The sequence below is a fragment of the Pseudomonas sp. GW822-FHT01E03 genome, assembly GCF_058802985.1.
Map to the genome: position 1 here is coordinate 537,369 of NZ_JBXAOQ010000002.1, position 23,201 is coordinate 560,569.

Genomic DNA, 23,201 nt, shown 5'->3' on the forward strand with positions numbered 1-23,201 from the left:
GTGCGACCCATGACCGTGTTGAAGATGTCCGACCTCGATCTGCAAGGTAAGCGCGTATTGATCCGCGAAGACCTCAACGTTCCAGTCAAGGACGGTGTTGTCACCAGCGATGCGCGTATCCTGGCCTCGCTGCCGACCATCAAGCTGGCCCTGGAAAAAGGCGCGGCCGTGATGGTCTGCTCGCACCTTGGCCGTCCGACCGAAGGCGAGTTCTCGGCCGAGAACAGCCTCAAGCCAGTCGCTGACTACCTGAGCCGTGCTCTGGGTCGTGAAGTGCCGCTGGTGGCCGATTACCTGGGCGGTGTTGACGTGAAAGCGGGCGACATCGTGCTGTTCGAAAACGTGCGCTTCAACAAAGGCGAGAAAAAGAACGCTGACGAACTGGCCCAGCAATACGCCGCCCTGTGCGACGTGTTCGTGATGGACGCCTTCGGCACCGCTCACCGTGCCGAGGGTTCGACCCACGGCGTGGCCAAGTTCGCCAAAGTCGCTGCTGCCGGCCCGCTGCTGGCCGCTGAACTGGACGCACTGGGCAAAGCCCTGGGTGCCCCGGCCCAGCCGATGGCGGCTATCGTTGCCGGCTCCAAGGTGTCGACCAAACTCGACGTGCTGAACAGCCTGAGCCAGATCTGCAACCAGTTGATCGTCGGTGGCGGCATCGCCAACACCTTCCTGGCCGCTGCCGGTCACCCGGTCGGTAAATCCCTGTACGAGCCGGACCTGCTGGACACCGCTCGCGCCATCGCCGCCAAGGTCAGCGTACCGCTGCCAGTGGACGTAGTGGTTGCCAAGGAATTCGCGGAAAGCGCCGCTGCGACCGTCAAGCTGATCGCTGACGTCGCTGCCGACGACATGATCCTGGACATCGGTCCGCAGACCGCGGCGAATTTCGCCGAGCTGCTGAAGTCGTCCAAGACTATCCTGTGGAACGGTCCGGTCGGCGTGTTCGAATTCGATCAGTTCGGCAATGGCACCAAGGTGCTGGCCCAGGCCATCGCGGACAGCGCGGCGTTCTCCATTGCCGGCGGTGGCGACACCCTGGCGGCCATCGACAAGTATGGCGTGGCAGAGCAGATCTCCTACATTTCTACCGGTGGCGGTGCGTTCCTCGAATTCGTCGAAGGCAAGGTCCTGCCAGCCGTTGAAGTCCTGGAAAGCCGGGCCAAGGCCTGAGGGTCGCCCGTTTGACCAGGCAAGGGAGTGTTGACATGGTAAAGACGTTAGCGCTGTTGATCGTCGCGGGTTCACTGGCGGCTTGCGGGAGCAGCCCAAAAGCCACGCCGGAACCCGAGGCGCCTGCGTCGCGCAACGGCTGTTATCAGGCCGACTGGCAGGCGGAAACCAACCCGGTGCTCAACAAGCGCTCCGGGCCCGAGGGCCTGGACAAATACGAGACCCGGGCACCCGCCAAGGAACATGGCTGCCCTTGACGGGTCTGACTCTTTACTCAGGGCTGGCGGCGTGTGCCGTCAGTCGAGGGACATGGATGAAAGGTTTTATCGCCGTTACGGCGCTGGCGCTGTTGGCTGGTTGTGCTCAGTTGAACCCGTTCCAGTCGTCCGCGCCTGTGGATAACTGGACCACCTGGACCTGCGACAGCCAAGCCAAAGTGCTGTGGCGCTACACCGACGACAGCCTTAGGGAAGTCGACGTGCGCCTGGGCGGTGCCGATCAGGTCTATCGCTTGAAACAGGAGCCGGGTGCATCGGGTTCGCTGTACAGCAATGACATGCTGGCGTTTCACATAAAAGGTGAGGAAGGCCTGGTTTACTGGGTCGCCACCAATGATTTGATTGGCCGTGGCTGTAAGGCTGAATAATACGATTGATTTGGTATACAGAGATCCAATTGTGGGAGCGAGCTTGCTCGCGATAGCGGTATCACAGTCACATCAATGCCGAATGTGCCGCCCCCATCGCGAGCAAGCTCGCTCCCACAGGGTTTTTGTGTCGTATTTAAGATTTTGGTAACACCTGAATTCGCAGCCGGGCCCAACCCCCGATCTGCAATAACTTGAATAGCCGCCGCCGCTACGGCAGGCTGGCACGATTAACGACCCTCAACCGGGAGAGAAATACACAATGGCACTTATCAGCATGCGCCAGATGCTGGACCACGCAGCCGAGTTCGGCTACGGCGTTCCAGCCTTCAACGTCAACAACCTTGAGCAGATGCGCGCCATCATGGAAGCCGCTGACAAGACTGACTCCCCGGTGATCGTCCAGGCTTCGGCCGGTGCTCGCAAATACGCCGGCGCACCGTTCCTGCGTCACCTGATCCTGGCAGCCATCGAAGAATTCCCGCACATCCCGGTGTGCATGCACCAGGACCACGGCACCAGCCCTGACGTGTGCCAGCGCTCCATCCAGCTGGGCTTCAGCTCGGTGATGATGGACGGCTCCCTGGGTGAAGACGGCAAGACCCCGACCGACTACGACTACAACGTGCGTGTGACCCAACAAACCGTAGCCATGGCTCACGCCTGCGGCGTTTCGGTAGAAGGCGAGCTGGGCTGCCTGGGTTCGCTGGAAACCGGCATGGCCGGTGAAGAAGACGGCATCGGCGCCGAAGGCGTCCTGGATCACAGCCAGATGCTGACCGACCCGGAAGAAGCCGCTGACTTCGTAAAACGCACTCAGGTGGATGCTCTGGCCATCGCCATCGGCACCAGCCACGGCGCCTACAAGTTCACCAAGCCGCCTACCGGCGACGTGCTGGCCATCGACCGTATCAAAGAAATCCACAAGCGCATTCCGAACACTCACCTGGTGATGCATGGTTCGTCTTCGGTTCCGCAAGAGTGGCTGGCGATCATCAACCAGTACGGCGGCGACATCAAGGAAACCTACGGCGTTCCGGTTGAAGAAATCGTCGAAGGCATCAAGCACGGCGTGCGCAAGGTCAACATCGACACCGACCTGCGCCTGGCATCCACTGGCGCAATGCGTCGCCTGATGGCCACCAACCCGAGCGAGTTCGACCCACGTAAATTCTTCGGCGCCACCGTCACCGCCATGCGTGACGTGTGTATCGCTCGCTACGAAGCCTTCGGTACTGCCGGCAACGCTTCGAAGATCAAGGCGATCTCGCTGGAAGGCATGTATCAGCGTTACCTGAAAGGTGAGTTGAACGCCAAGGTCAACTAAGCCTGAGCGTTAAACTGCCTTGATGAAAAACCCGCCGAGAGGCGGGTTTTTTGTGGGCGATGATCCAGGATCGACGCGGTAAGTGTGGGAGCGGGCTTGCTCGCGAAAGCGGTGTGTCATTCAACATTAATGTCGTCTGACATTACGCCTTCGCGAGCAAGCCCGCTCCCACAAGATCAACAGTGCCTCGATATCAATTGTTGTGATCGATATCCAGCTTGCTGAAGGTCACTTTGCCGCCTTCAGTGGTGTACCCGGTGTTGTCCTGTACATAGACCCCGGCCTTGAAATACAGCGGTTTGTCACGCCAGGTCGTGCTGATTTGCGTATCCCATTGATAACCTGCCGCACTGATGCCCAAGGCCCCACCGGGGCTGAGGTGAATGAGGTAGTTGAACTCCTGGTCGAGTTTCACCCCCGTCGCAACGATGATCACCCGGCCTGTATCGTCATCGGGATGCATCCGGACCTTGGCGACGATGTTGCCGGTGGCTGTGCTGGTTTTGTATTGGTATTCAACCTTCACCAGAGGTTTCTGGCTTTGATAGGCATGGATCTGGCCGATGACGATTTTCCCGGAGCTCGGCACCTGGTTCACTGCCAGAGTGGCATACAACAAATTGTCGGCTTCCGGGTAATACCAGTTTTTCAACGTACCGTTGCTGTAGGTTTCACGCAATTCGGTACGTGGATAAATTGCGTTTTCGGTACGGGAGCCGGTCACGGGCGTCCAGAAAAACAATGTGCCTGTGTCTGAATGGAAGTATTGATCCTTGAAACCGTCCACCAGTTTGGCGGTTTCGACGGTGTACGGCGGGCTGCCAACGGGGACGCTGAGGTTCCAGGTTGCAAGATCGATCATGTCGGTTCTTCCACTTGATTCATGCTGCACGGACGTGCCAGAAGCTCTAGCCCGCACCTTCGGGGGCGGCCTTTATAAGCGTAGCGGGAGATTTTGTTAATGCCCGTCTGACGGGTGGCTGACGTCAACATCCTGTCGAAGCGACATCTTTCCCGGTTTCCATCGCCTGAACCATCGACCGTTAGTCGGTAAAAAGACACTATGATTAAATGATGGCTTACTGACACCTTCTGCTTTTGCAGAACCGGGTCTAGAGTGAAGACGCAGTATTTGTCCGGTTTTCACGAGAAACCGGCCTGACACCCCGCAATTAGAGAAGCAGCATGGAATGCGCGCAACCCACGCCAGTAGAAGGCAGCTCAACCCTTTTAGTCGTCGACGATTACCCCGAAAACCTGATCAGCATGCGCGCGTTGTTACAGCGCCAGGGCTGGCGGGTCATTACTGCCACCTCGGGTTTCGAGGCCCTCGGCTTGTTACTTGAACACGATATCGACCTGGTGCTGCTGGACGTGCAGATGCCGGACATGGACGGTTATGAAGTGGCGCGCCTGATGCGCGGTAGCCAGCGGACCCGTCTGACGCCGATCATTTTCCTGACCGCCAACGAACAGTCCCAGGATGCCGTGATCAAGGGCTATGCCAGTGGTGCGGTGGATTATCTGTTCAAACCGTTCGACCCACAGGTCTTTACGCCCAAGGTCCAGGCGTTGCTCGAGCACCAGCGTAACCGCCGGGCCTTGCAGCGCCTGAGTCATGATCTGGAAGCGGCTCGTGCCTTTAATGCGTCGGTGCTGGAAAACGCAGCCGAAGGCATTCTGGTATTGGGTGAGGACGGTCTGATTCGTTTTGCCAATCCGGCGATTTCACGGTTGCTCAATGCCCCGGTGCAGGAACTGCAAGGCAAGGAGTTTCTGGACTACCTGCAAAAACCGCATATCCCGATCTGGGCCGACTCCGAGTTGCTGGCCGGATACAAACGAGGCGAAACCTTGCGCCTGCACGATGCCCTGCTACGTACGGCACCCGGGCAGCAAGTGCCGGTGGCCTTGTCCTGCGCGCCATTGCCCGCCGAGCAACATGCGATGGTCGTGACCGTGCTGGACATGTCGGTGGTGCGCCATCTGCATCAGCAACTGGAGTTTCAGGCGGTCACCGATCCGCTGAGCGGATTGCTCAACCGCCGGGGTTTCTACCAGACCGTAGAGAACCTGCTGTTGCGCGGTGAGCGTTCCGACAGCTCCTGGGTCCTGATGTACCTGGACCTCGACGGCTTCAAGCGAGTCAATGATTCGCTCGGGCACGATGCCGGCGATCGGGTGCTGCGCTGGGTCTCCGAACAGTTGAAGGCTTGCCTGCGGCCCTTCGACATTCTGGCGCGGATGGGCGGCGACGAGTTCACCGCGCTGCTGGATCTGGAGTTCCCCGAGCAGGCGGCGAAGATTGCCGAGAAGCTCATCGAGCGAGTGTCGATCTGTCAGCAGATCGACGGCCTCGATATCGCTCTGGGTGCCAGCATCGGCATTGCCACGTTCCCTGATTGTGGCGCCAATCTCGACGGGATGATGCGGGCGGCCGACATTGCCATGTACGAAGCCAAGCGTGCCGGCCGCCAGCAATATCGCTTCTACGATCATGAAATGAACGGCCGGGCGCGCACGCGGCTGATGCTGGAAGAAAGTGTGCGCACGGCCATCGAGAAGCGGGATTTCAATCTGGTGTATCAGCCTCAGGTTGCGATTGCCGACGGGCGGATTCGTGGCTTCGAGGCCTTGTTGCGCTGGCAGCATCCGAGCGTTGGCGATGTCCCCCCGGGGCTGTTTTTGCCATTGCTGGAGGAGGCGCGGCTGATCAGTCGCCTGGGCAGCTGGATTTACCATCGCGGCGCCGGGCAACGCAAAGCCTGGGAGTCCCTGTTTGCCGAGGACCTGGTGCTCGGCGTCAGCTTGAGCAGTACGCAGTTCGGCATGCCCAACCTGGTCACCGAGTTGCGCCAGGTGCTGGAGCGCCATGGCCTGCAACCGCGTCACCTGGAAGTCGAGGTCACGGAAGAGGCCTTGATGCGCAACCCTGAAGAAACCCGCAAGCAATTGCGCCTGCTGCACAACCTGGGCGTACGCGTGGCATTGGATGACTTCGGGGTCGGACCCTGCTCCCTGACGCACTTGCGCGACCTGGCGCTGGATACTCTGAAGATCGACCGCCATTTGATCGCCCGGTTGCCGGATTCGGCAAGGGATGCGGCGCTGGTGCGCAGTGTGATCGACCTGTGCAAGCAGTTCGGAATATTGGTGATTGCCGAAGGGGTGGAAACCGTCGCTCAGTATGAATGGCTGCAAGCCAACAGCTGTGAGTATGTGCAAGGTTTTCTGGTGGCCCGGCCGATGATGGCCGAAGACACCGGGGTCTTTGTCCAGCCGTTTGACTGGAGCGCGCTGCCCCGCTGAATTCGCTACACTGGCGACCTTTTAGTGACCTGTATTGCCGCCCCGATGACCGTGTTGAAATATCTCCAGGCCTATCCCGCCACCTTGCAGGACCAGGTACGCCAGCTGATCGCCGACGGTCGGCTGGGCGATTACCTGAACCAGCGTTACCCGCAAAAGCACGGGGTGCAGAGCGACAAGGCGCTGTACACCTATGCTCTGGACCTCAAGCAGGAGTACTTGCGTAACGCTCCGGCCATCGACAAGGTGCTGTTCGACAACCGTCTGGACCTGACCCACCGTGCCCTTGGCCTGCACACCACGATTTCACGGGTGCAGGGTGGCAAGCTCAAGGCCAAGAAGGAAATCCGCATCGCTTCGCTGTTCAAGGAAGCGCCTTGCGAGTTCCTGAAAATGATCGTGGTGCATGAGCTGGCGCACTTCAAGGAATCGGACCACAACAAGGCATTCTACAAACTGTGCGAACACATGCTGCCGGGTTATCACCAGGTGGAATTTGATGTGCGGGTGTACCTGACGTGGCGGGATCTGTAGGAGCTGCCGCAGGCTGCGACCTTTTAAGGAGCATTGGATGGACGTGAGCAAGACCAAGAGCAGCTTCTATCGCCGGTTGTACGTGGCGTACCTGATCGACAGCGGGCTGGCCAGCAGCGTCCCGGCGCTGACCGAAGTCACCGGCATGCCCAGGCGCACGGCACAGGACACCATCGCGGCTTTGGCGGATCTGGATATTGTGTGTGAGTTCGAGCAGGAAGAGGGCGCGCGCAACCATGCGGGGCGCTATCGGATTCGCGAGTGGGGTGCGATCGATCGCGGGTGGATCGAGCGTAACCTGCGGCAGATCAAGGCGGTGCTGGAGTATCCCTGAGATTTGCGGCGCCTGAGCTGACGCCATCGCGAGCAGGCTCGCTCCCACATCTGATCTGAGTTGTGAACCCAATCCAGTGTGGGAGCGAGCTTGCTCGCGATAAGGCCTTCAAGGGCGACGCATCCCGATGTGTGGAATGCCATCCTCGACATATTCCTCTCCCGCCACGACAAACCCGTACCGCCCGTAATACCCCTGCAAATGCGCCTGGGCCGAGAGGTAGACCGGCAGACCGGGCCAGTATTTTTCGATCTGTTTGAGTGCCTGTTCCATCAGCTCATGCCCCAGCCCGGCACCGCGTGCCTGGGGTGCAATGATCACCCGTCCGATCACCACGTCGCCGCCCTGTGATTGCGGGTCAAGCAGCCGCAGGTAAGCCACCAGCCGGTTACCGTCCCAGGCCATCACGTGGAGGGTGTCACCTTCCAGATCCTGGCCATCGATATCCTGGTAAACGCATTTCTGTTCAACGACGAACACTTCTGCACGCAGCTGCAAAATGGCGTACAGCTGCTCCTTGCCCAGGTCGCTGTGGTGTTTGCAGATCCAGTCGACTGTCATGTTTTGATTCCCTGAAAACGTCGTTCTGATACTAAGCGCACTCACGCCAGAAGTCTTTATGGCGGAAGAATCTGTGACAAAGGCCAAAATGCCATCATTCATTTTTCGCGCGGATGTCTTCTTTGTGTAATCTGGATCGAAGCGCTGTGCTATGGCTTCGATGAGCGAATGTTGAGTACCCGGGCCTTGCCGGTACAGGGGCCTTGGGGTTTTGGCTGAAAACACGTCGGGCAAGCCGCCCGCTAAGGATTTTCTGGCATGCCGCGATTGCATCGAGCTTTGGCCTTGATTGGATTGCTGTTGCTGGGTCAGGGAGCTGCGGCAGAAAAACTGCGGCTGGTCGCTGATGCCTGGCCTCCCTTTACCGATTCCACGCTCGTCAACGGCGGTCTGGCGACGGATATTGTCAGTACCGCGCTCGCCAGGGCTGGCTACGCCAGTGATTTCGAACAGGTGCCCTGGGCACGGGCCTTGATGGGATTGGGCGAGGGTCGATACGACGTGCTGGTCAACGCCTGGTACTCGGAGGAGCGGACCAGGCTTGGCCAGTTCTCCGGCGAGTACCTGCTCAATCGCGTGCGCTTTCTCAAGCGCAAGGACGCGCCCATTGAATTCAATAACCTGCAGCAATTGCACACCTATCCGATTGCCGTGGTGCGTGGATACGCCTATTCGCCCCCGTTCGACAACGACGAGTCGTTGCAGAAATTCCCTGTGCACAGTTTCGCCATGGCGGTGCGCATGCTCGCGGCGGACCGGGTCAAGCTGACGCTGGAAGATGAATTCGTCGCCCGCTACTACCTGGCCCGTGAGTCACCCAAGGTGCGGAACGCCGTGGAGTTCCTGCCCAAGCCATTGAGCGAGAACAGCCTGCATATCATGGTCAGCCTGAAGAATCCCGAGCATGCACGAATCGTCGCCGGTTTCGACCGCGAGATAGCGGCGATGAAGGTGGACGGGAGTTATGACAAGTTGATGAAACGGCATGGGATGTGAGTGGGTTTAGCCAGTTTCTGTGTTGTTGCTGATGGCCTCATCGCGAGCAAGCTCGCTCCCACAGTAGATCTTCAGTCGACACAAGTTTTGTGAACACCAGAGCCCCCTATGGGAGCGAGCTTGCTCGCGATGAGGCCCGCCCAGACACCACAGATCTCAATCCTCACTGGTGTCCTTGATCAGATGTGCCGCCAAGGTCCTCAGCGGCCCCAACTGCCGGCAGATCAGCGCCAGTTGCGTCTGCACCAACCGCTGCCCCTCATCGATTTCATCAGGCATCTGTTCCAGTTCATTGGCCAGTGCTTCTTCTTCATCGCTCTGAATTTCAATCGAAGACTTGCTCGCCAGCCCTTGGGCGATCTCGTCGATGCTGGCGGCCAGTTTCACTCCGGCCCCTTCGATCAAATGTTCACGCACGTCCGTCGGCAGTTGGGTTTCCCGGTGCGCGCCCAGGCCCGACAGGTAACTGAGTAGCGTGTGTGACAGCACCAGGAAGCGGAAGCCCACATCCGCCTCCTTTCGGAAATGTCCCGGCTCCATCAGCATGTTGGCCAGTGTGGTCGACAGTGCCGCGTCGGCGTTGTGCGCGTTGCGGCGGGCCAGGCGGTAAGCCAGGTCGTCGCTTTTACCCGCAGCGTATTGCTGCATGATCTGGCGCAGGTAGATGCTGTTGCAGGCCAGGGTGTTGGCCAGCACTTTGTTCAGGCGTCGGCCCTGCCAGTCCGGCAGGAACAGGAACACCGCCAGCCCGGCAATCAGGCTGCCGAGCAAGGTATCGAACAAGCGTGGCAGGAACAGTCCGTAACCGTCACCTACCTGGTTGAAGCAGAACAGCACCATCAGGGTGATTGCCGCCGTCGCCAGGGTGTAGCGGGTGGTGCGGTTGGTAAAGAACACCACCCCGGCGGCGATGGCGAAGCATGACTGGATCAGCGGGTTCGGGAACAGGTCGAACAGCGCCCAGGCCAGTGTCAGGCCAATGGCGGTGCCGATGATCCGTTGACCGAGTTTGCGGCGAGTGGCGCCGTAGTTCGGTTGGCAAACGAACAGCGTGGTGAGGATGATCCAGTAGCCTTGGGACGGGTGAATCAAATGCACCATGGCGTAGCCGATGCTCAAGGCCAGGGGCAATCGCAGGGCATGGCGGAACAGCAGCGAGGTCGGCGTCAGCTGCGTGCGCAAGCGAAGCCACACGTCCTTGAGGCTGCGCGGCGAACGGTCGAGCAGGCTGCTGTCGGTGGCGTCGGCCAGGGCGTCGGGGTTACTGGCATCGCTGAGCAAGCGGTCGAGGGTGCCGAGGTTGGCTGCCAATGCCCGCAGTGAACGCAGCAAGCCGCGCCAGGCCGGGTTGCTCTGGATGCGCAGGTGTTCGAGAGAGGCATCCAGGTCGCTCAGGGCCTCGGCGAAACTAGCGTCATAGGTGAACGGCTGGCGCATCTGGATCGATTCGGCCAGTGCCCGACAGGCCTTGCCTTGCTGGCGCAACAGGCGTTGGCAGCGGAACAGCACGTCGCTGTGGAAGAAGGCGTCGGCCAGGGCGTTGTACGGGTAGTGCGACGAACTGGCACGCTCGTGGATGTCCTGGGCGAGGAAGTACAGTTTGAGGTAGCGGCTGACTTTCGACCCCGGGCGCCCGTTGCCGACCCGGTGCAGGATGATCTCCTTGGCGGCGTTCAGTGCCGCCACCACCCGGCCGTTCTGTTGGGCCAACTCCAGGCGCCGCGCCTCCACGTCCATCTGCCGGATCGGCTCGAACAGCGAGGATTTGAGCTTCAGGTAAAAGCCCAGCTCGCGGAACAGCCGCGCCAGGCTCTGCTGCACCGGCTGATTGGAAAACAGCGCCTGCCACAACACCGACAGCAAGCCGTACCAGGCGGCACCGGCCACCAGCAGCATCGGCTCGTGCCAGACGTCGATGACCGCACCACCACGCTGGTCCACGCCGATCATGGTGTAGACCGAAAGGATCAACGTCGCCGAGGCAATCGCGCCATAGCGCTCGCCGAGGGCGCCGAGCATGGTCAGGCAGAACGCGGCCAGGGCGAAGGCGATGATAAACAGCGGGGGGTAGGGGAAGAGCAGTTCGACGGAGAGGGCGGCGACCGCGAAACACACCAGCGTCACCGCCAGTGCGTTGAGACGGCCCTGCCAGCTGTCGTCGGTCTCGGCCAGGGCACTGGCGATGATCCCCAGGAACAACGGGATCAGAAGGCCCATTTCATCCTGATACCAACACAGCGCCATGGTGCCGGTCAGAGCAATGAATACCCGCACGCTGTAGCTGAATTTATCCAGCGCCCAAAGGCGACGCAGAGACTGGCGGAACGAAGTCGATGACATGAAATGCGAAGGCCTTCCGAGGCAATGACGCTAAATTGAGCCACTAATGACGCCGACGCAATGGCGTCGATCACATCAGACAGCAAAATCTGTTCCTTGTCAGGCACTTCAAACCACTGTGGGAGCGAGCTTGCTCGCGATGGCGGCCTGTCAATCAACATCTCTGTTGAATGTTATGGCCTCATCGCAAGCAAGCTCGCTCCCACAGGGGTTGTATTGATTTTTGAATCAGACGTACTGCGCAGCCGCGTAGCCTGATGCCCACGCCCACTGGAAGTTGAACCCGCCCAGATGCCCGGTCACGTCGAGTACTTCGCCGATGAAGTACAGCCCCGGGCTCTTCAGCGATTCCATGGTCTTGGACGACACTTCATTGGTGTTGACGCCGCCCAGGGTCACCTCGGCGGTGCGATAGCCTTCGGTGCCCGCCGGCACGACTTTCCAGCTCGCCAGTTTTTCCGCGATATCGGCCAGTTCCGCGTGGGTGTACTGCTTCATCGGTTTGGAGACGAACCAGTTGTCCGCCAGCAGGTTGGCCATCTTCTTGGTGAAGATTTCACCGAGCAGGGTTTTCAGCTCGCTGTTGGGACGTTCGGCCTGTTGCTGTTGCAGCCAGCTTGGTACGTCGTGATCCGGCAGAAGGTTGATCTCGACGGTATCGCCGGATTCCCAGAACGACGAGATCTGCAAAATCGCCGGGCCGCTGAGGCCGCGGTGGGTGAACAGGATGTTCTCGCGGAAGCTCTGGTCGTTGCAGCTCACCAGGCAATCCACCGACGTACCGGACAACTCGGTGCACAAGGCTTTGAGCTGATCGGTAATGGTGAACGGCACCAGGCCGGCGCGGGTCGGCAGCAGTTCGTGGCCGAACTGCTTGGCCACTTGATAGCCGAAACCGGTGGCGCCCAGGGTCGGGATCGACAGGCCGCCGGTGGCGATCACCAGGGATTCGCAGGTGATTTGGTCAAGCGTCGTGTCGAGCAAGTAGCCTTTTTCAAGCCTCTCGATGGTCTGGATCGAGGTGTCCAGGTGCAGGCTGACGCCGACCTGATTGCACTCGTTGAGCAGCATTTCGAGAATGTCACTGGATTTGTTATCGCAGAACAACTGGCCGAGTTTTTTCTCGTGGTACGGCACGCCGTGCTTGGCCACCATGCCGATGAAATCCCACTGGGTATAACGGGCCAGGGCGGATTTGCAGAAGTGAGCGTTCTGCGAGAGGAAATTGCTCGGTTCAGTGTACATGTTGGTGAAATTGCAGCGGCCACCGCCCGACATCAGGATTTTCTTGCCGGCCTTGTTGGCATGGTCGAGCAGCAACACCTTGCGCCCGCGCCCGGCGGCGGTCAGTGCACACATCAACCCTGCGGCGCCAGCGCCAATGATCACGACTTCGGTAGAGCGCAAAACGGTGTCCTCACAAAAAACTATTGCGGTCCCTGTAGGAGCGAGCTTGCTCGCGAAAAACCCGAGCTCACCGCGGTGAGCCAGGCTGCCAGCGTTATCGTTCACGCCCATCGCGAGCAAGCTCGCTCCTACAGGGGGGGGGCGTGTTGTTACAGGATGCGAACGCGCAACGAACGGCCCTTGATCTTGCCGTCGTTCAAACGCTGCAAGGCCTGCTTGGCGACGCCGCGCTCCACGGCCACATAGGCCTGGAAGTCGAAAATCGCGATCTTGCCGACCTGGGCACCAGGGATGCCGGCGTCACCGGTCAGTGCGCCAAGAATGTCGCCCGGACGAACCTTGTCCTTACGGCCGCCAGCGATGCACAGGGTGCTCATCTGCGGCAACAGCGGACCACCACCCTTGGAGGTGAGGTTGTCCACCTGATCCCAGGTCAATGGTGTCTTCTGCAATTGCTCGATAGCCTGGGCGCGCTGTGCTTCGGACGGCGCCACCAGGCTGATCGCGAGGCCTTTCTCACCGGCGCGGCCAGTACGGCCGACGCGGTGAATGTGGATTTCCGAATCACGGGCCAGTTCGACGTTGATTACCATGTCCAGGGAATCGATATCGAGGCCGCGCGCTGCGACGTCGGTTGCCACCAGCACCGAAGTGCTGCGGTTGGCGAACATCGCCAGCACCTGGTCGCGGTCACGTTGTTCCAGATCGCCGTGCAGGCCGACGGCGGAGATGCCCTTGGCGGTCAGGTGATCGACGGTTTCCTGAACTTGCTGCTTGGTGAAGCAGAAAGCCACGCAGGAGGCCGGACGGAAGTGGCCAAGCACCTTGGTCACCGCACTCATGCGGTCATCCGGGGAAATCTCGTAGAAGCGCTGCTCGATCTGCGTGTCGTCGTGGAACGCCTCGGCCTTGACCTGCTGCGGATTGCGCATGAATTTCGAGGCCAGCTGCTTGATACCGACCGGGTAGGTGGCGGAGAACAGCAGGGTCTGGCGACGTTCCGGGGCCTGCATGATGATTTCTTCGATGGAGTCGTAGAAACCCATGTCGAGCATGCGGTCGGCTTCGTCGAGGATCAGGGTGTTCAGGCCGTGGAGCACCAGCGAGCCCTTGCGCAGGTGCTGCTGAATACGGCCCGGGGTGCCGACGATGATGTGCGCGCCGTGTTCCAGCGAAGCGATCTGCGGGCCGAGGGACACGCCGCCGCACAGGGTCAGGACCTTGATGTTGTCTTCGGCACGGGCCAGGCGACGGATTTCCTTGGCGACCTGGTCGGCCAGCTCGCGGGTCGGGCACAGGATCAGCGCCTGGCAACCGAAGTAACGCGGATTGATCGGGTTCAGCAGACCGATGCCGAACGCGGCGGTCTTGCCGCTGCCGGTCTTGGCCTGGGCGATCAGGTCCATCCCCTTGAGGATCACCGGCAAGCTTTGCGCCTGGATCGGCGTCATCTGGGCATAACCGAGGGAGTCGAGGTTAGCCAGCATGGCGGCGGACAGCGGCAAAGTATTAAATTCGGTGGCGATGGTGGTCACGGGACTGGCCTGCAAAACAAAATGTCGCGCAGTGTACCAGTCCGGTGGCCATTCGCCCTAAGGCTCTATGTGTTCTTCCGGACGTTTGACTCGCCGTCCGTCATTCCGTGATAGCTGGGAAAAGATCGTCGCGGCCAGCATTGCCATGATTCCAACCGTCACAAACGTCAGTTGAAAGGCACCCAAAACCGTGTCCACGCCGTCATTTCCGATCTCGGCCGTGAACCCGCCGAGCAATGCACCGGCGCAGGCTACCCCCAGACTCAGTGACAATTGCGCGACCACCGACAGCAGGCTGTTGCCGCTGCTGGCGCTGGCATCGTCGAGGTCGATCAGGGTCACGGTGTTCATCGCGGTGAACTGCAGGGAGTTGATCGCGCCAAGGATCGCCAGCTGGCACAGCAGCAGCCAGTACGGCGTCTGCTCGCTGACCAGGCCCATGCTCGCCAGCATGATCCCCAGCGCCAGGGTGTTGCCGGTGAGCACGATGCGGTAACCCAGATGTTCGATCAGCGGCCGCGCCACCCACTTGGCGATCATCGCCGCCGCCGCCAGCGGCAGCATGCTCATCCCGGCCTGGGACGGCGAATAGCCCAGCGCCACTTGCAGCAGCAACGGCACCAGAAAGGGCAGGGCGCCGCTGCCGAGGCGGGCGAACAGGTTGCCGAGAATGCCCACGGCAAAGGTCCGGGTCTTGAACAACGACGGCGCGAACAGCGGGTTTTCGATATGCCCGGCACGCAGCCAGTACGCCGCCAGGCACGCCATGCCGCCGAACAGCAGCAACATCACCCGCAGGTGCGGCAGGTGCAATTCGCCCAGGCCTTCCATGGCGATGGTAATCAGAATCATCGCCGCGCCGAACAGCACGAAGCCCAGGCTATCGAAACGGGTGCGCTCGGTGCCGCGCAGGTCCGGGATGAACTTCCAGACGGCGTAGCAACCGACCAGCCCCACCGGCAGGTTGATCAGGAATATCCAGTGCCACGTCAGGTATTGCACCATCCAGCCGCCCATGGTCGGGCCGATCAACGGGCCGAGCAGCCCGGGAATGGTGATGAAGCCCATGATCCGCACCAGCTCCGAGCGCGGGTAGGCGCGCAACACCACCAGCCGCCCGACCGGCAGCATCAACGCGCCGCCCAAGCCCTGGATCACCCGGGAGCCGATCAACTGGGTCAGGCTGGTCGACAATGCGCAGAGCAGCGAGCCGAGGCTGAACAGCAAAATCGCACTGAAGAAGATTTTCCGGGTGCCGAAGCGATCGGCGATCCAGCCGGACGCGGGAATCAGCAAGGCGACCGTGAGCATGTAGGCGATGATCACACCTTGCATGCGTAGCGGATCTTCGGCCAGGTCCCGGGCCATGGCGGGCAGGGCGGTGTTGAGGATCGTCCCGTCGAGGGACTGCATGAAGAAGGCAATGGCGACGACCCAGGGTATCCAGCGGGCAGTCACAGCGTCGAGAGGCGGGCGGTTGGGCATGGGACCTCTTGTGGATGAAGTCAATGCTAAATGATTTGTGATCACAGTCATTGTGGGAGCGAGCTTGCTCGCGATAGCGGTAGATCAGTCGACAATGATGTTGAATGAAATGGCCTCATCGCGAGCAAGCTCGCTCCCACAAGGTTCCCGGTGTTCCGGGAGTTTGTGGTTACAGCGTTAATGTGAGCCGGTTTACCAACGCCCCCGGCAACAACGCCGACGCCGTCGCCCGCTGGCTGTACGTACTCGCCGACAGCAACAACTCCCGCTCCTGGGTCAACGCTTCCAGCTGCGAACCGAGCAGGCTGAAGGCGCTGTCATCAAATCGCATGGTGCTGACCGGTGCTTGAATCTCGCCGTTTTCGACCCAGAACGTGGCAAACCGGGTCATGCCGGTCAGGCGGGCGGCCGGTTGATCCGAGAAGTTCAGGTACCACAGGTTGCTGATGTACAACCCGGTGCCCAGTTGCTTGAGGATGTCCGCGTCAGGCAATGCCCCGGCCTTCATGTTCAGCGCGCTCGGTGATTCACCGCCGCTGGCGCCATTGGCGGTCAAGCCGTATTCCGCGGCGCTGCGCGAGCTGACCAGTTGTGCCCCGGCCTTGCCGTCCACGATCAACCCCAGGTCGCTGCGTGGATAACCTTCATCGGAAAACGCCGGGCTCAGCGAGCCGCTGACTTTTTCATCCAGCGAGACCAGCGGGCTGAACGTGCTGTCGCCACCGTAGAGCTTTTGCAGCGGGCTGCTTTTGCTGGCAATCGACTGTGCAGAGAATCCCCCCCAGCACAGCATGCCCATGATTTCTTCCAGCGCCGCCGGTGCCAGGTAGGCGCGGTATTGGCCGGGTGCCAAAGTGCGCAGCGGCCGGCCCAGAAACTCAAGCTGCTCGCGGGCTTGCTGGAAGCGTCTGGCAAAGCCTTCGCTGTTCCAGTCGTGCCCGGCGTAGCTGGCTTTCACGGCCTGGCCATTCTCATGGAACAGGCTGAAGTCGAAATTGAAGCTGTTGGCCTGATGCCAGCCGAAGGCACCCGAAGAACTGGCAAAGCCGCGACTGATCGGTCCGGCAGCGTAGAAACCGACAAGATCCAGGCCTTCGGCAGCCTGGGTGATTTGCGCGACCACCTGTTCGGTGTCCGGCAGTGGATGCGACTGCACGTTGTTGCTCTGCCAGCCATTGTGGTTGAGCAGTAAGTAAGGATCCGGAGGCAGCAGCGGCAAGGTTTCCCGCAGCTGTTGCAGGCCTTCGGTCAAACGTCGCAGATCAACCTGGGGATCGCCGGCCAGGGTGATGTTCAGGTCGGCATGGCGGCCTTCGTTGATCAGCTTCAAGCCGATACTCGCCTGCTGCACCTGACCGGCCTGACGCACCTTAGCGTGGTTGAAACGCACGAAGGCCGACGACTCGGCGGCGTAGCTGAGGGTGAACTGCTCGGGCTCTTGCAGGGCTGCACGCAGGCTGTTGACCAGCGCCTTGAACGACGCGGACTGGCTGTTTGAAGGATTCATCAGGCGTCTCCTCCGAATACATCAACGTTGCTGAACACGCAGGCCGGTGACGCGTGGCCGACGCGGATCACCTGGTTCGGTTCGCCCTTGCCGCAGTTCGGTGTGCCGAGGACCTTGAGGGTACCGGCATCGCCGACGGCGCTGAGGCTTTTCCAGAACTGCGCGGAGATGCCCCTATAGTTGGGATTCTTCACCACGCCCTTGAGTTCGCCGTTTTCGATCAGTTGGCCCCATTCGCAGCCGAACTGGAATTTGTTGCGGGCATCGTCGATCGACCATGAGCGGTTGGTCGACATCAGCACGCCGTGTTCGATGCCAGCGATCAGTTGTTCGATGGACTGATCGCCGGGCTCGATATTGAGGTTGGCCATGCGGTCGATGGGTGGGCGGTTCCAGCCGCAGGCGCGGCTGTTGGCGACGCCGTCCATGCCGGCACGGAATTGCGACAATGCACCGCCCAGCGGGCGCAGCAACAGGCCTTCGCGGATCAGGAACTGTTTGCTGGCGGGCGTACCGTCGTCGTCATGACCGTAACTGGCGAGTTCCTCGGGGATGTCGGGATCGAAGGTCACGTTGAGCAGGCCGGAACCGTATTGCAGGTGGCCGAAATCGCTGGCTTTGACGAAACTGGTGCCGGCGTAATTGCGCTCGTCGCCGAGAATGCGGTCCAGTTCCAGCGGATGGCCGATGGATTCGTGGATTTGCAGCATCATCTGGTCGGGCATCAGCAGCAGGTCGCGCTTGCCTTGCGGGGTGTTTGGCGCCAGGAGCAATTGCAGGGCCTGATCGGCCACCTGGGCACCGGCACCGATCAGGCCGCAGCGGCTGATGACGTCCGCCGCGCCTTGCTGGCCGAAGTTCTCGCGGCCAAGGCTGCGGGTCTGGCTGTCGTTGCCGTCGTAGGCCGTGACGTCCAGGCCGGGGTACACAAAGCGTTGGGCCTGGCGCAGTTCGGCGCCGGCGCTGTTGAGGTAGATCTGCTCGACGTGGGTGATACCCAGGCTGACCTGCCAGTTCACCAGGCGCTCGTCCTTGGGCACGGCGGCCGACTCGGTGCCAAGCAGTTGGAAGCAGTCGCTCAGGGACGGGAAGGCCTGGTCGAGGTTGGGTGAAAAGTAATCGGCGCGGTCGCTGGAAACAGCCTGCTCGCGCAGGTCCAGCAAGGCGTGGGGCTTGAGTCGACGGGCCTGGAATTCGGCGCGTTCGAGAGCGGCTTGCAAGCCCTGTTGCGACAGGTCGTTGGTGGCCGCATAGGCCTCGACGCCATTGACCCGCACGGTCAGCATCGCCCCTTCGTCACGGCTCAAGCTCGGTGGTTCGGCGACGTTCTTGCGCACCGACAGGTACTGCCCGGATTCGCGTACATAACGCAGGGAAAAGAATTCAGCACCCGTGCGCAAGGCAGCGAAGCGCTGCTTGAGCTGGGGGTAGAAATCGAACATTCGTGAACCTCCTGGGTATGGAGTGGCGATGGAGCGGTGCTGCGAGGGGAGAGGTGAAACGATTGCGTGGCGCTAGATTAGGCCTGCGAGGGGGGAGGATCAAGGGTGAAGCGGTGTAGAGAGGGATTATCGGGTTCGGCCGGAAGATGTGTGTTGGTTGTCAGGGCCCCATCGCGAGCAAGCTCGCTCCCACAGTAGTCCGGGCTGGATCACAAATCTGCAATCCAACCCGAAACCTGTGGGAGCGAGCTTGCTCGCGATTGGCCGTGACGCGGTGTAGCGACTTATGCAGTCTGGCTCACTTCCCGCACCGGCTTGCCCTTCACCGGCGCTTCACCCGCCACATAGTAAGTGGCGGTGCTGCGCGGCAATGGCTTGCGACCACGGATCTTGTCGGCGATTTTCTCGGCCATCATGATCGTCGGTGCATTGAGGTTGCCGGTGGTGATGATCGGCATGATCGACGCATCGACCACACGCAGGCCTTGCATGCCATGCACGCGACCTTCGCCATCGACCACGGCCATTTCGTCGGTGCCCATCTTGCACGAGCAGGACGGGTGGAACGCGGTTTCGGCGTGTTCGCGGATGAACTTGTCCAGTTGCTCGTCGGTTTGCACCTCGACGCCCGGGCTGATTTCGCGACCGCGGAAGGCGTCCAGTGCAGGTTGCTGCATGATTTCCCGGGTCAGGCGGATGCCGTCGCGGAACTCTTGCCAGTCCTGCTCGGTGGCCATGTAGTTGAACAGGATGCTCGGGTGCTGGCGCGGATCCTTGGACTTGGCCTGGATGCGCCCGCGGCTTGGCGAACGCATGGAGCCCATGTGCGCCTGGAAGCCGTGCTCTTTCACACCGTTGCTGCCGTTGTAGTTAATCGCTACCGGCAGGAAGTGGTACTGGATGTTCGGCCATTCGAACTCCGGACGGGTACGGATGAAACCGCCGGCTTCGAACTGGTTGCTGGCGCCGATGCCGGTGCCGTTGAACAGCCACTCGGCACCGATGGCCGGCTGGTTGTACCAGAGCAGCGACGGGTACAGCGAGACCGGTTGGGTGCAAGCGTATTGCAGGTACAGCTCAAGGTGATCCTGCAGGTTTTCACCGACGCCCGGCAGATCGTGGACCACCGGAATGTCGAGTTTGTTCAGCAGTTCGGCAGGGCCCACGCCGGAGCGCTGCAGGATCTGCGGCGAAGCGATGGCGCCGGAGCACAGCAGTACTTCCTTGCGCGCCTTGACTTCAACGCGCTCCTCGGCAGCGCCGACCAGGTAACGCACGCCGACCGCACGCTTGCCTTCGAACAGGATCTTGTCGGTCAGGGCGTGGGTGACGATGGTCAGGGTCGAACGCTTCTTGGCGACGTCCAGGTAGCCGCGGGCGGTGGAGGCACGACGACCTTTCGGCGTCACGGTGCGGTCCATCGGGCCGAAGCCTTCCTGCTGGTAGCCGTTCAAGTCTTCTGTGCGCGGGTAACCGGCCTGCACGCCGGCTTCAACCATGGCGTGGAACAGCGGGTTGTTGCCGGCTTTCGGCGTGGTCACGCTGACCGGGCCGTCGCCACCGTGGTAGTCGTTAGGGCCGATGTCGCGGGTTTCCGCTTTACGGAAATACGGCAGGCAGTCCAGGTACGACCAGTCCTCAAGGCCTGGCAATTTTGCCCAGCCGTCGTAGTCCATGGCGTTGCCGCGGATGTAGCACATGCCGTTGATCAGCGAGGAACCGCCCAGACCTTTGCCGCGACCGCACTCCATGCGACGACCGTCCATGTGTGGCTCCGGATCGGTTTCGTAGGCCCAGTTGTAGCGACGGCCTTGCAGCGGGAACGCCAGGGCGGCCGGCATCTGTGTGCGGAAATCGGAACGGTAGTCCGGGCCGCCCGCTTCGAGCAGCAGGACGGTGACGCCTGCGTCTTCGGTCAGACGGGTCGCCAGGGTGTTACCGGCAGAGCCGGCACCGATGATGATGTAGTCGAATTCTTGGGACATTGAATGCACCCTCTTTGAAGTTGGTCAGGTCGCGGTCGCTGGGACACTGCACAACCTGTGGCGAGGGGGCTTGCCCCCGTTCGGCTGCGCAGCAGTCGTAAAATCTGCGACTGCTTTCAATCTGAAGACTTGCGGTGTCTGGAGAGGGGGCTGCTTCGCAGCCCAACGGGGGCAAGCCCCCTCGCCACAGAGATCTCGCAGTACTTAGAACACCGAGACGTAATCGCCCAGCTCGACCTGTACCGATTTGATGCGGGTGAAGTTGTTCAGCGAACTGATGCCGTTCTCACGGCCGACACCCGACTGCTTGTAGCCACCGACCGGCATCTTCGCGTCGGATTCGCCCCAGGCGTTGATCCAGCAGATACCGGCTTCCAGCTGATGAATCACACGGTGGGCGCGGTTCAGGTCCTTGGTGACGATACCGGCGGCCAGGCCGAAGTCGGTGTCGTTGGCGCGGCGGATCACTTCCTCTTCGGTTTCGTAGGAGAGGATCGCCATCACCGGGCCAAAGATTTCTTCACGGACGATGGTCATGTCGTCGGTGCAGTCGGTGAACACGGTCGGCGCCACGAACGCACCCTTGGCGAATTCACCGTCGGTCAGGCGCTCACCGCCGCACAGCAGGCGGGCACCTTCTTCCTTGCCCTTGGCGATGTAGCCCAGCACGCTTTCCATGTGCGCAAAGCTGACCAGCGGACCGAAGTTGGTGTTTTCGTCTTCCGGGTTGCCGATGCGGATGCGCGCAACGCGCTCAGCGATCTTGGCTTCGAAAGCGGCCTTCAGGTGAGCCGGTACGAACACGCGAGTGCCGTTGGTGCAAACCTGGCCGGAGCTGTAGAAGTTGGCCATCATCGCGGTGTCGGCGGCGCGATCGAGGTCGGCGTCGTCGCAGATGATCAGCGGCGACTTGCCACCCAGTTCCATGGTCACGTCCTTGAGCGAAGAGCTCGAAGCGCTGGCCATGACTTTCTTGCCGGTATCGGTGCCGCCGGTGAACGAGACTTTCTCGATGCGCGGGTGTTCGGTCAGCCAGGTGCCGACTTCACGGCCGCTGCCGGTCAGGACGTTGAACACGCCATTTGGTACGCCGGCTTCGGTGTAGATCTCGGCCAGTTTCAGGGTGGTCAGCGAGGTGACTTCGCTTGGCTTGAAGATCATCGCGTTACCGGCCGCCAGGGCTGGTGCGGATTTCCACAGGGCGATCTGGATCGGGTAGTTCCACGCGCCGATACCGGCCACGACGCCCAGCGGCTCGCGACGGGTGTAGACGAACGAAGTGGTGCGCAGCGGAATCTGCTCGCCTTCGATGGCCGGTACCAGGCCTGCGTAGTACTCCAGCACGTCAGCGCCGGTGACGATGTCGACGTAGCGGGTTTCGGAGTAGGCCTTGCCGGTATCCAGGGTTTCCAGGGCGGCCAGTTCGTCGTTGCGCTCGCGCAGGATTTCCACGGCACGACGCAGGATGCGCGAACGCTCCATGGCAGTCATGGCGGCCCAGATCTTCTGGCCCTTTTCGGCACTGACGACGGCGCGTTCGACGTCTTCCTTGGTAGCACGTTGCACTTTTGCGAGGACTTCACCGTTAGCCGGGTTGATGGCTTCGAAAGTGGCGTCGCTGCTGGCGTCGCTGTACGCGCCATCGATGTAGAGTTTTTGCAGTTCGAAACGGGCCATAAAGTCCTCGCAAGAGCATTAAGTGGCTGGCGCGGTTCGGTGGTTGAGCGTTTATGTGTGCTCTAACTCACCCGCTTGGCCAGTTGGGTATCCATGTATTCGTAAGCAATCTGTTGCGCCTGCTCGGTGTCGAAAGCATCTCCCGACAACGCGCCGCGCAACCACAGGCCGTCGATCAACGCTGCCAGGCCTCGGGCGGCACTGCGCGCATCATTGAGCGGCAGCACGCGGCGAAACTGGCAGCACAGGTTGGAATACAGACGGTGATCGTTGATCCGCTGCAACCTGTGCAAAGACGGCTGGTGCATGCTGGTGGCCCAGAAGGCCAGCCAGGTTTTCATTGCCGGGCCATTGACCTGGCTGGCGTCGAAGTTGCCTTCGATGATCACCTGCAGATGAGCCCTCGGGCTGTCATCTGTCAGCGCCTGTCGGCGCAGGGTGACGTTCTCGCTCAGGACGGTCATCAGGTACCCCATGGTGGCGGCGATCAGGCCATTCTTGTCCTGAAAGTAGTGACTGATGATGCCATTCGAGACACCGGCCAAACGGGCGATCAGCGCAATGCTGGCGTCCCCCATTCCGACCTGATCGACGGCCTGCAAAGTGGCTTCGATCAATTGCTGGCGGCGGATGGGTTGCATACCGACCTTGGGCATCTTGCACATCTCCTTAGGCCTTCCCGCAGACGCAGAACGTCCATCGGCTTGAGGGCCAGTCTATTTTGTTTTGATTGAACGTTCAATCAACAAAGAATAAGATCTGCGACAAATCGTCGCTGCTTACAGATTTTTCCTACATGTAAATGGCGGCAAACCGACATCCGAAATAGCTCGAAGCCTATACGCCACGGCGTCTCAAGGGCTTCGGGCTTTTTTCGGGCTGTCTTTATATCACCCGCCGGTCGGCTGCCCACTAACCGATTGGTCGGGTAACTCGTTTGTCT

General features: G+C 60.8%; 19 protein-coding genes. 8 read left to right on the forward strand and 11 right to left on the reverse strand.

Annotated features, from left to right (window positions below):
• Window positions 1–9 precede the first annotated feature (9 nt).
• The 4 genes from AC1RP7_RS05720 to fba all read left to right on the forward strand — a co-directional run bounded on the left by AC1RP7_RS05720 (window position 10) and on the right by fba (window position 3,146).
• On the forward strand, window positions 10–1,173 hold the full coding sequence (locus AC1RP7_RS05720; RefSeq protein ID WP_057712964.1) for a phosphoglycerate kinase: 1,164 nt from the start codon (window positions 10–12) through the stop codon (window positions 1,171–1,173).
• A gap of 35 nt (window positions 1,174–1,208) precedes the next feature.
• A complete protein-coding gene (locus AC1RP7_RS05725) occupies window positions 1,209–1,430 on the forward strand; it encodes a hypothetical protein (protein WP_150813772.1) in 222 nt (73 codons plus the stop codon).
• Window positions 1,431–1,486: 56 nt separating this feature from the next.
• Window positions 1,487–1,819, forward strand: a complete 333-nt coding sequence (locus tag AC1RP7_RS05730) for an MliC family protein (protein WP_090451874.1) — start codon at window positions 1,487–1,489, stop codon at window positions 1,817–1,819.
• Between the two features lie 262 nt (window positions 1,820–2,081).
• The gene (fba, locus tag AC1RP7_RS05735; protein WP_007981624.1) at window positions 2,082–3,146 is read left to right on the forward strand and encodes a class II fructose-bisphosphate aldolase; all 1,065 of its coding nucleotides are present in this window, start codon (window positions 2,082–2,084) and stop codon (window positions 3,144–3,146) included.
• 193 nt (window positions 3,147–3,339) lie between these two features.
• Here fba and AC1RP7_RS05740 read toward each other — a convergent pair whose 3' ends face one another.
• Entirely contained in the window at window positions 3,340–4,008 is a 669-nt protein-coding gene (locus tag AC1RP7_RS05740; protein WP_340312885.1) for a polysaccharide lyase family 7 protein, read from the reverse strand.
• 323 nt (window positions 4,009–4,331) lie between these two features.
• On the opposite strand from AC1RP7_RS05740, the gene AC1RP7_RS05745 reads away from it, so the two are divergent.
• Genes AC1RP7_RS05745 through AC1RP7_RS05755 form a run of 3 tightly spaced genes read left to right on the forward strand, consistent with a single transcriptional unit; the run spans window position 4,332 to window position 7,323 of the window.
• Window positions 4,332–6,455: a putative bifunctional diguanylate cyclase/phosphodiesterase gene (locus AC1RP7_RS05745; RefSeq protein WP_057712968.1), complete on the forward strand. Its 2,124-nt coding sequence runs from the start codon at window positions 4,332–4,334 to the stop codon at window positions 6,453–6,455.
• 45 nt (window positions 6,456–6,500) lie between these two features.
• Window positions 6,501–6,989, forward strand: coding sequence for a YgjP-like metallopeptidase domain-containing protein (locus tag AC1RP7_RS05750; RefSeq protein ID WP_057712969.1), 489 nt, complete (start codon window positions 6,501–6,503; stop codon window positions 6,987–6,989).
• 37 nt (window positions 6,990–7,026) lie between these two features.
• A complete protein-coding gene (locus AC1RP7_RS05755; RefSeq protein ID WP_007894945.1) occupies window positions 7,027–7,323 on the forward strand; it encodes a winged helix-turn-helix domain-containing protein in 297 nt (98 codons plus the stop codon).
• 108 nt (window positions 7,324–7,431) lie between these two features.
• Here AC1RP7_RS05755 and AC1RP7_RS05760 read toward each other — a convergent pair whose 3' ends face one another.
• Window positions 7,432–7,884: a GNAT family N-acetyltransferase gene (locus AC1RP7_RS05760; protein WP_057712970.1), complete on the reverse strand. Its 453-nt coding sequence runs from the start codon at window positions 7,882–7,884 to the stop codon at window positions 7,432–7,434.
• Between the two features lie 258 nt (window positions 7,885–8,142).
• Between AC1RP7_RS05760 and AC1RP7_RS05765 the strand changes: the two genes are divergently transcribed.
• Window positions 8,143–8,880, forward strand: coding sequence for a substrate-binding periplasmic protein (locus AC1RP7_RS05765; RefSeq protein ID WP_493181347.1), 738 nt, complete (start codon window positions 8,143–8,145; stop codon window positions 8,878–8,880).
• A gap of 156 nt (window positions 8,881–9,036) precedes the next feature.
• On the opposite strand, the gene yccS is transcribed toward AC1RP7_RS05765, so the two are convergent.
• From yccS to betI, 9 genes are all read right to left on the reverse strand, one after another.
• Window positions 9,037–11,220: a YccS family putative transporter gene (yccS, locus tag AC1RP7_RS05770; RefSeq protein WP_349736382.1), complete on the reverse strand. Its 2,184-nt coding sequence runs from the start codon at window positions 11,218–11,220 to the stop codon at window positions 9,037–9,039.
• 228 nt (window positions 11,221–11,448) lie between these two features.
• Complete coding sequence (locus AC1RP7_RS05775; protein ID WP_057712973.1) at window positions 11,449–12,627, reverse strand: BaiN/RdsA family NAD(P)/FAD-dependent oxidoreductase; 1,179 nt, start codon at window positions 12,625–12,627, stop codon at window positions 11,449–11,451.
• 149 nt (window positions 12,628–12,776) lie between these two features.
• The gene (dbpA, locus tag AC1RP7_RS05780; RefSeq protein WP_235863953.1) at window positions 12,777–14,114 is read right to left on the reverse strand and encodes an ATP-dependent RNA helicase DbpA; all 1,338 of its coding nucleotides are present in this window, start codon (window positions 14,112–14,114) and stop codon (window positions 12,777–12,779) included.
• Window positions 14,115–14,219: 105 nt separating this feature from the next.
• Complete coding sequence (gene mdtD, locus AC1RP7_RS05785; protein WP_057712975.1) at window positions 14,220–15,647, reverse strand: multidrug transporter subunit MdtD; 1,428 nt, start codon at window positions 15,645–15,647, stop codon at window positions 14,220–14,222.
• Between the two features lie 169 nt (window positions 15,648–15,816).
• Window positions 15,817–17,154 (reverse strand): TldD/PmbA family protein, encoded by a 1,338-nt coding sequence (locus AC1RP7_RS05790; RefSeq protein ID WP_493181346.1) that lies wholly within the window; start codon window positions 17,152–17,154, stop codon window positions 15,817–15,819.
• Window positions 17,154–18,596 carry a TldD/PmbA family protein gene (locus AC1RP7_RS05795; protein ID WP_057712977.1) on the reverse strand — a complete coding sequence of 481 codons (1,443 nt, stop codon included), beginning with the start codon at window positions 18,594–18,596 and terminating at the stop codon, window positions 17,154–17,156. Before AC1RP7_RS05795 ends, AC1RP7_RS05790 begins: the two co-directional genes overlap by 1 nt.
• Window positions 18,597–18,880: 284 nt before the next feature.
• A complete protein-coding gene (gene betA, locus AC1RP7_RS05800; RefSeq protein ID WP_090451859.1) occupies window positions 18,881–20,581 on the reverse strand; it encodes a choline dehydrogenase in 1,701 nt (566 codons plus the stop codon).
• A gap of 204 nt (window positions 20,582–20,785) precedes the next feature.
• On the reverse strand, window positions 20,786–22,258 hold the full coding sequence (betB, locus tag AC1RP7_RS05805; protein WP_057712979.1) for a betaine-aldehyde dehydrogenase: 1,473 nt from the start codon (window positions 22,256–22,258) through the stop codon (window positions 20,786–20,788).
• A 62-nt stretch (window positions 22,259–22,320) separates the two neighbouring features.
• Window positions 22,321–22,914, reverse strand: a complete 594-nt coding sequence (gene betI / locus AC1RP7_RS05810) for a transcriptional regulator BetI (RefSeq protein ID WP_007985937.1) — start codon at window positions 22,912–22,914, stop codon at window positions 22,321–22,323.
• Window positions 22,915–23,201: the final 287 nt, after the last annotated feature.

What these genes read in the sequence shown, in the direction of transcription:
- AC1RP7_RS05755 (WP_007894945.1), top strand. Translation starts at nt 7,027, where the DNA reads ATGGACGTGAGCAAGACCAAGAGCAGCTTCTATCGCCGGTTGTACGTG.
- betI (WP_007985937.1), bottom strand. Translation starts at nt 22,914, where the DNA reads ATGCCCAAGGTCGGTATGCAACCCATCCGCCGCCAGCAATTGATCGAA.
- AC1RP7_RS05720 (WP_057712964.1), top strand. Translation starts at nt 10, where the DNA reads ATGACCGTGTTGAAGATGTCCGACCTCGATCTGCAAGGTAAGCGCGTA.
- yccS (WP_349736382.1), bottom strand. Translation starts at nt 11,220, where the DNA reads ATGTCATCGACTTCGTTCCGCCAGTCTCTGCGTCGCCTTTGGGCGCTG.
- betA (WP_090451859.1), bottom strand. Translation starts at nt 20,581, where the DNA reads ATGTCCCAAGAATTCGACTACATCATCATCGGTGCCGGCTCTGCCGGT.
- AC1RP7_RS05790 (WP_493181346.1), bottom strand. Translation starts at nt 17,154, where the DNA reads ATGAATCCTTCAAACAGCCAGTCCGCGTCGTTCAAGGCGCTGGTCAAC.
- AC1RP7_RS05730 (WP_090451874.1), top strand. Translation starts at nt 1,487, where the DNA reads ATGAAAGGTTTTATCGCCGTTACGGCGCTGGCGCTGTTGGCTGGTTGT.
- dbpA (WP_235863953.1), bottom strand. Translation starts at nt 14,114, where the DNA reads ATGCTGGCTAACCTCGACTCCCTCGGTTATGCCCAGATGACGCCGATC.
- AC1RP7_RS05750 (WP_057712969.1), top strand. Translation starts at nt 6,501, where the DNA reads ATGACCGTGTTGAAATATCTCCAGGCCTATCCCGCCACCTTGCAGGAC.
- betB (WP_057712979.1), bottom strand. Translation starts at nt 22,258, where the DNA reads ATGGCCCGTTTCGAACTGCAAAAACTCTACATCGATGGCGCGTACAGC.
- AC1RP7_RS05725 (WP_150813772.1), top strand. Translation starts at nt 1,209, where the DNA reads ATGGTAAAGACGTTAGCGCTGTTGATCGTCGCGGGTTCACTGGCGGCT.
- AC1RP7_RS05795 (WP_057712977.1), bottom strand. Translation starts at nt 18,596, where the DNA reads ATGTTCGATTTCTACCCCCAGCTCAAGCAGCGCTTCGCTGCCTTGCGC.
- fba (WP_007981624.1), top strand. Translation starts at nt 2,082, where the DNA reads ATGGCACTTATCAGCATGCGCCAGATGCTGGACCACGCAGCCGAGTTC.
- AC1RP7_RS05765 (WP_493181347.1), top strand. Translation starts at nt 8,143, where the DNA reads ATGCCGCGATTGCATCGAGCTTTGGCCTTGATTGGATTGCTGTTGCTG.
- AC1RP7_RS05740 (WP_340312885.1), bottom strand. Translation starts at nt 4,008, where the DNA reads ATGATCGATCTTGCAACCTGGAACCTCAGCGTCCCCGTTGGCAGCCCG.
- AC1RP7_RS05760 (WP_057712970.1), bottom strand. Translation starts at nt 7,884, where the DNA reads ATGACAGTCGACTGGATCTGCAAACACCACAGCGACCTGGGCAAGGAG.
- AC1RP7_RS05745 (WP_057712968.1), top strand. Translation starts at nt 4,332, where the DNA reads ATGGAATGCGCGCAACCCACGCCAGTAGAAGGCAGCTCAACCCTTTTA.
- mdtD (WP_057712975.1), bottom strand. Translation starts at nt 15,647, where the DNA reads ATGCCCAACCGCCCGCCTCTCGACGCTGTGACTGCCCGCTGGATACCC.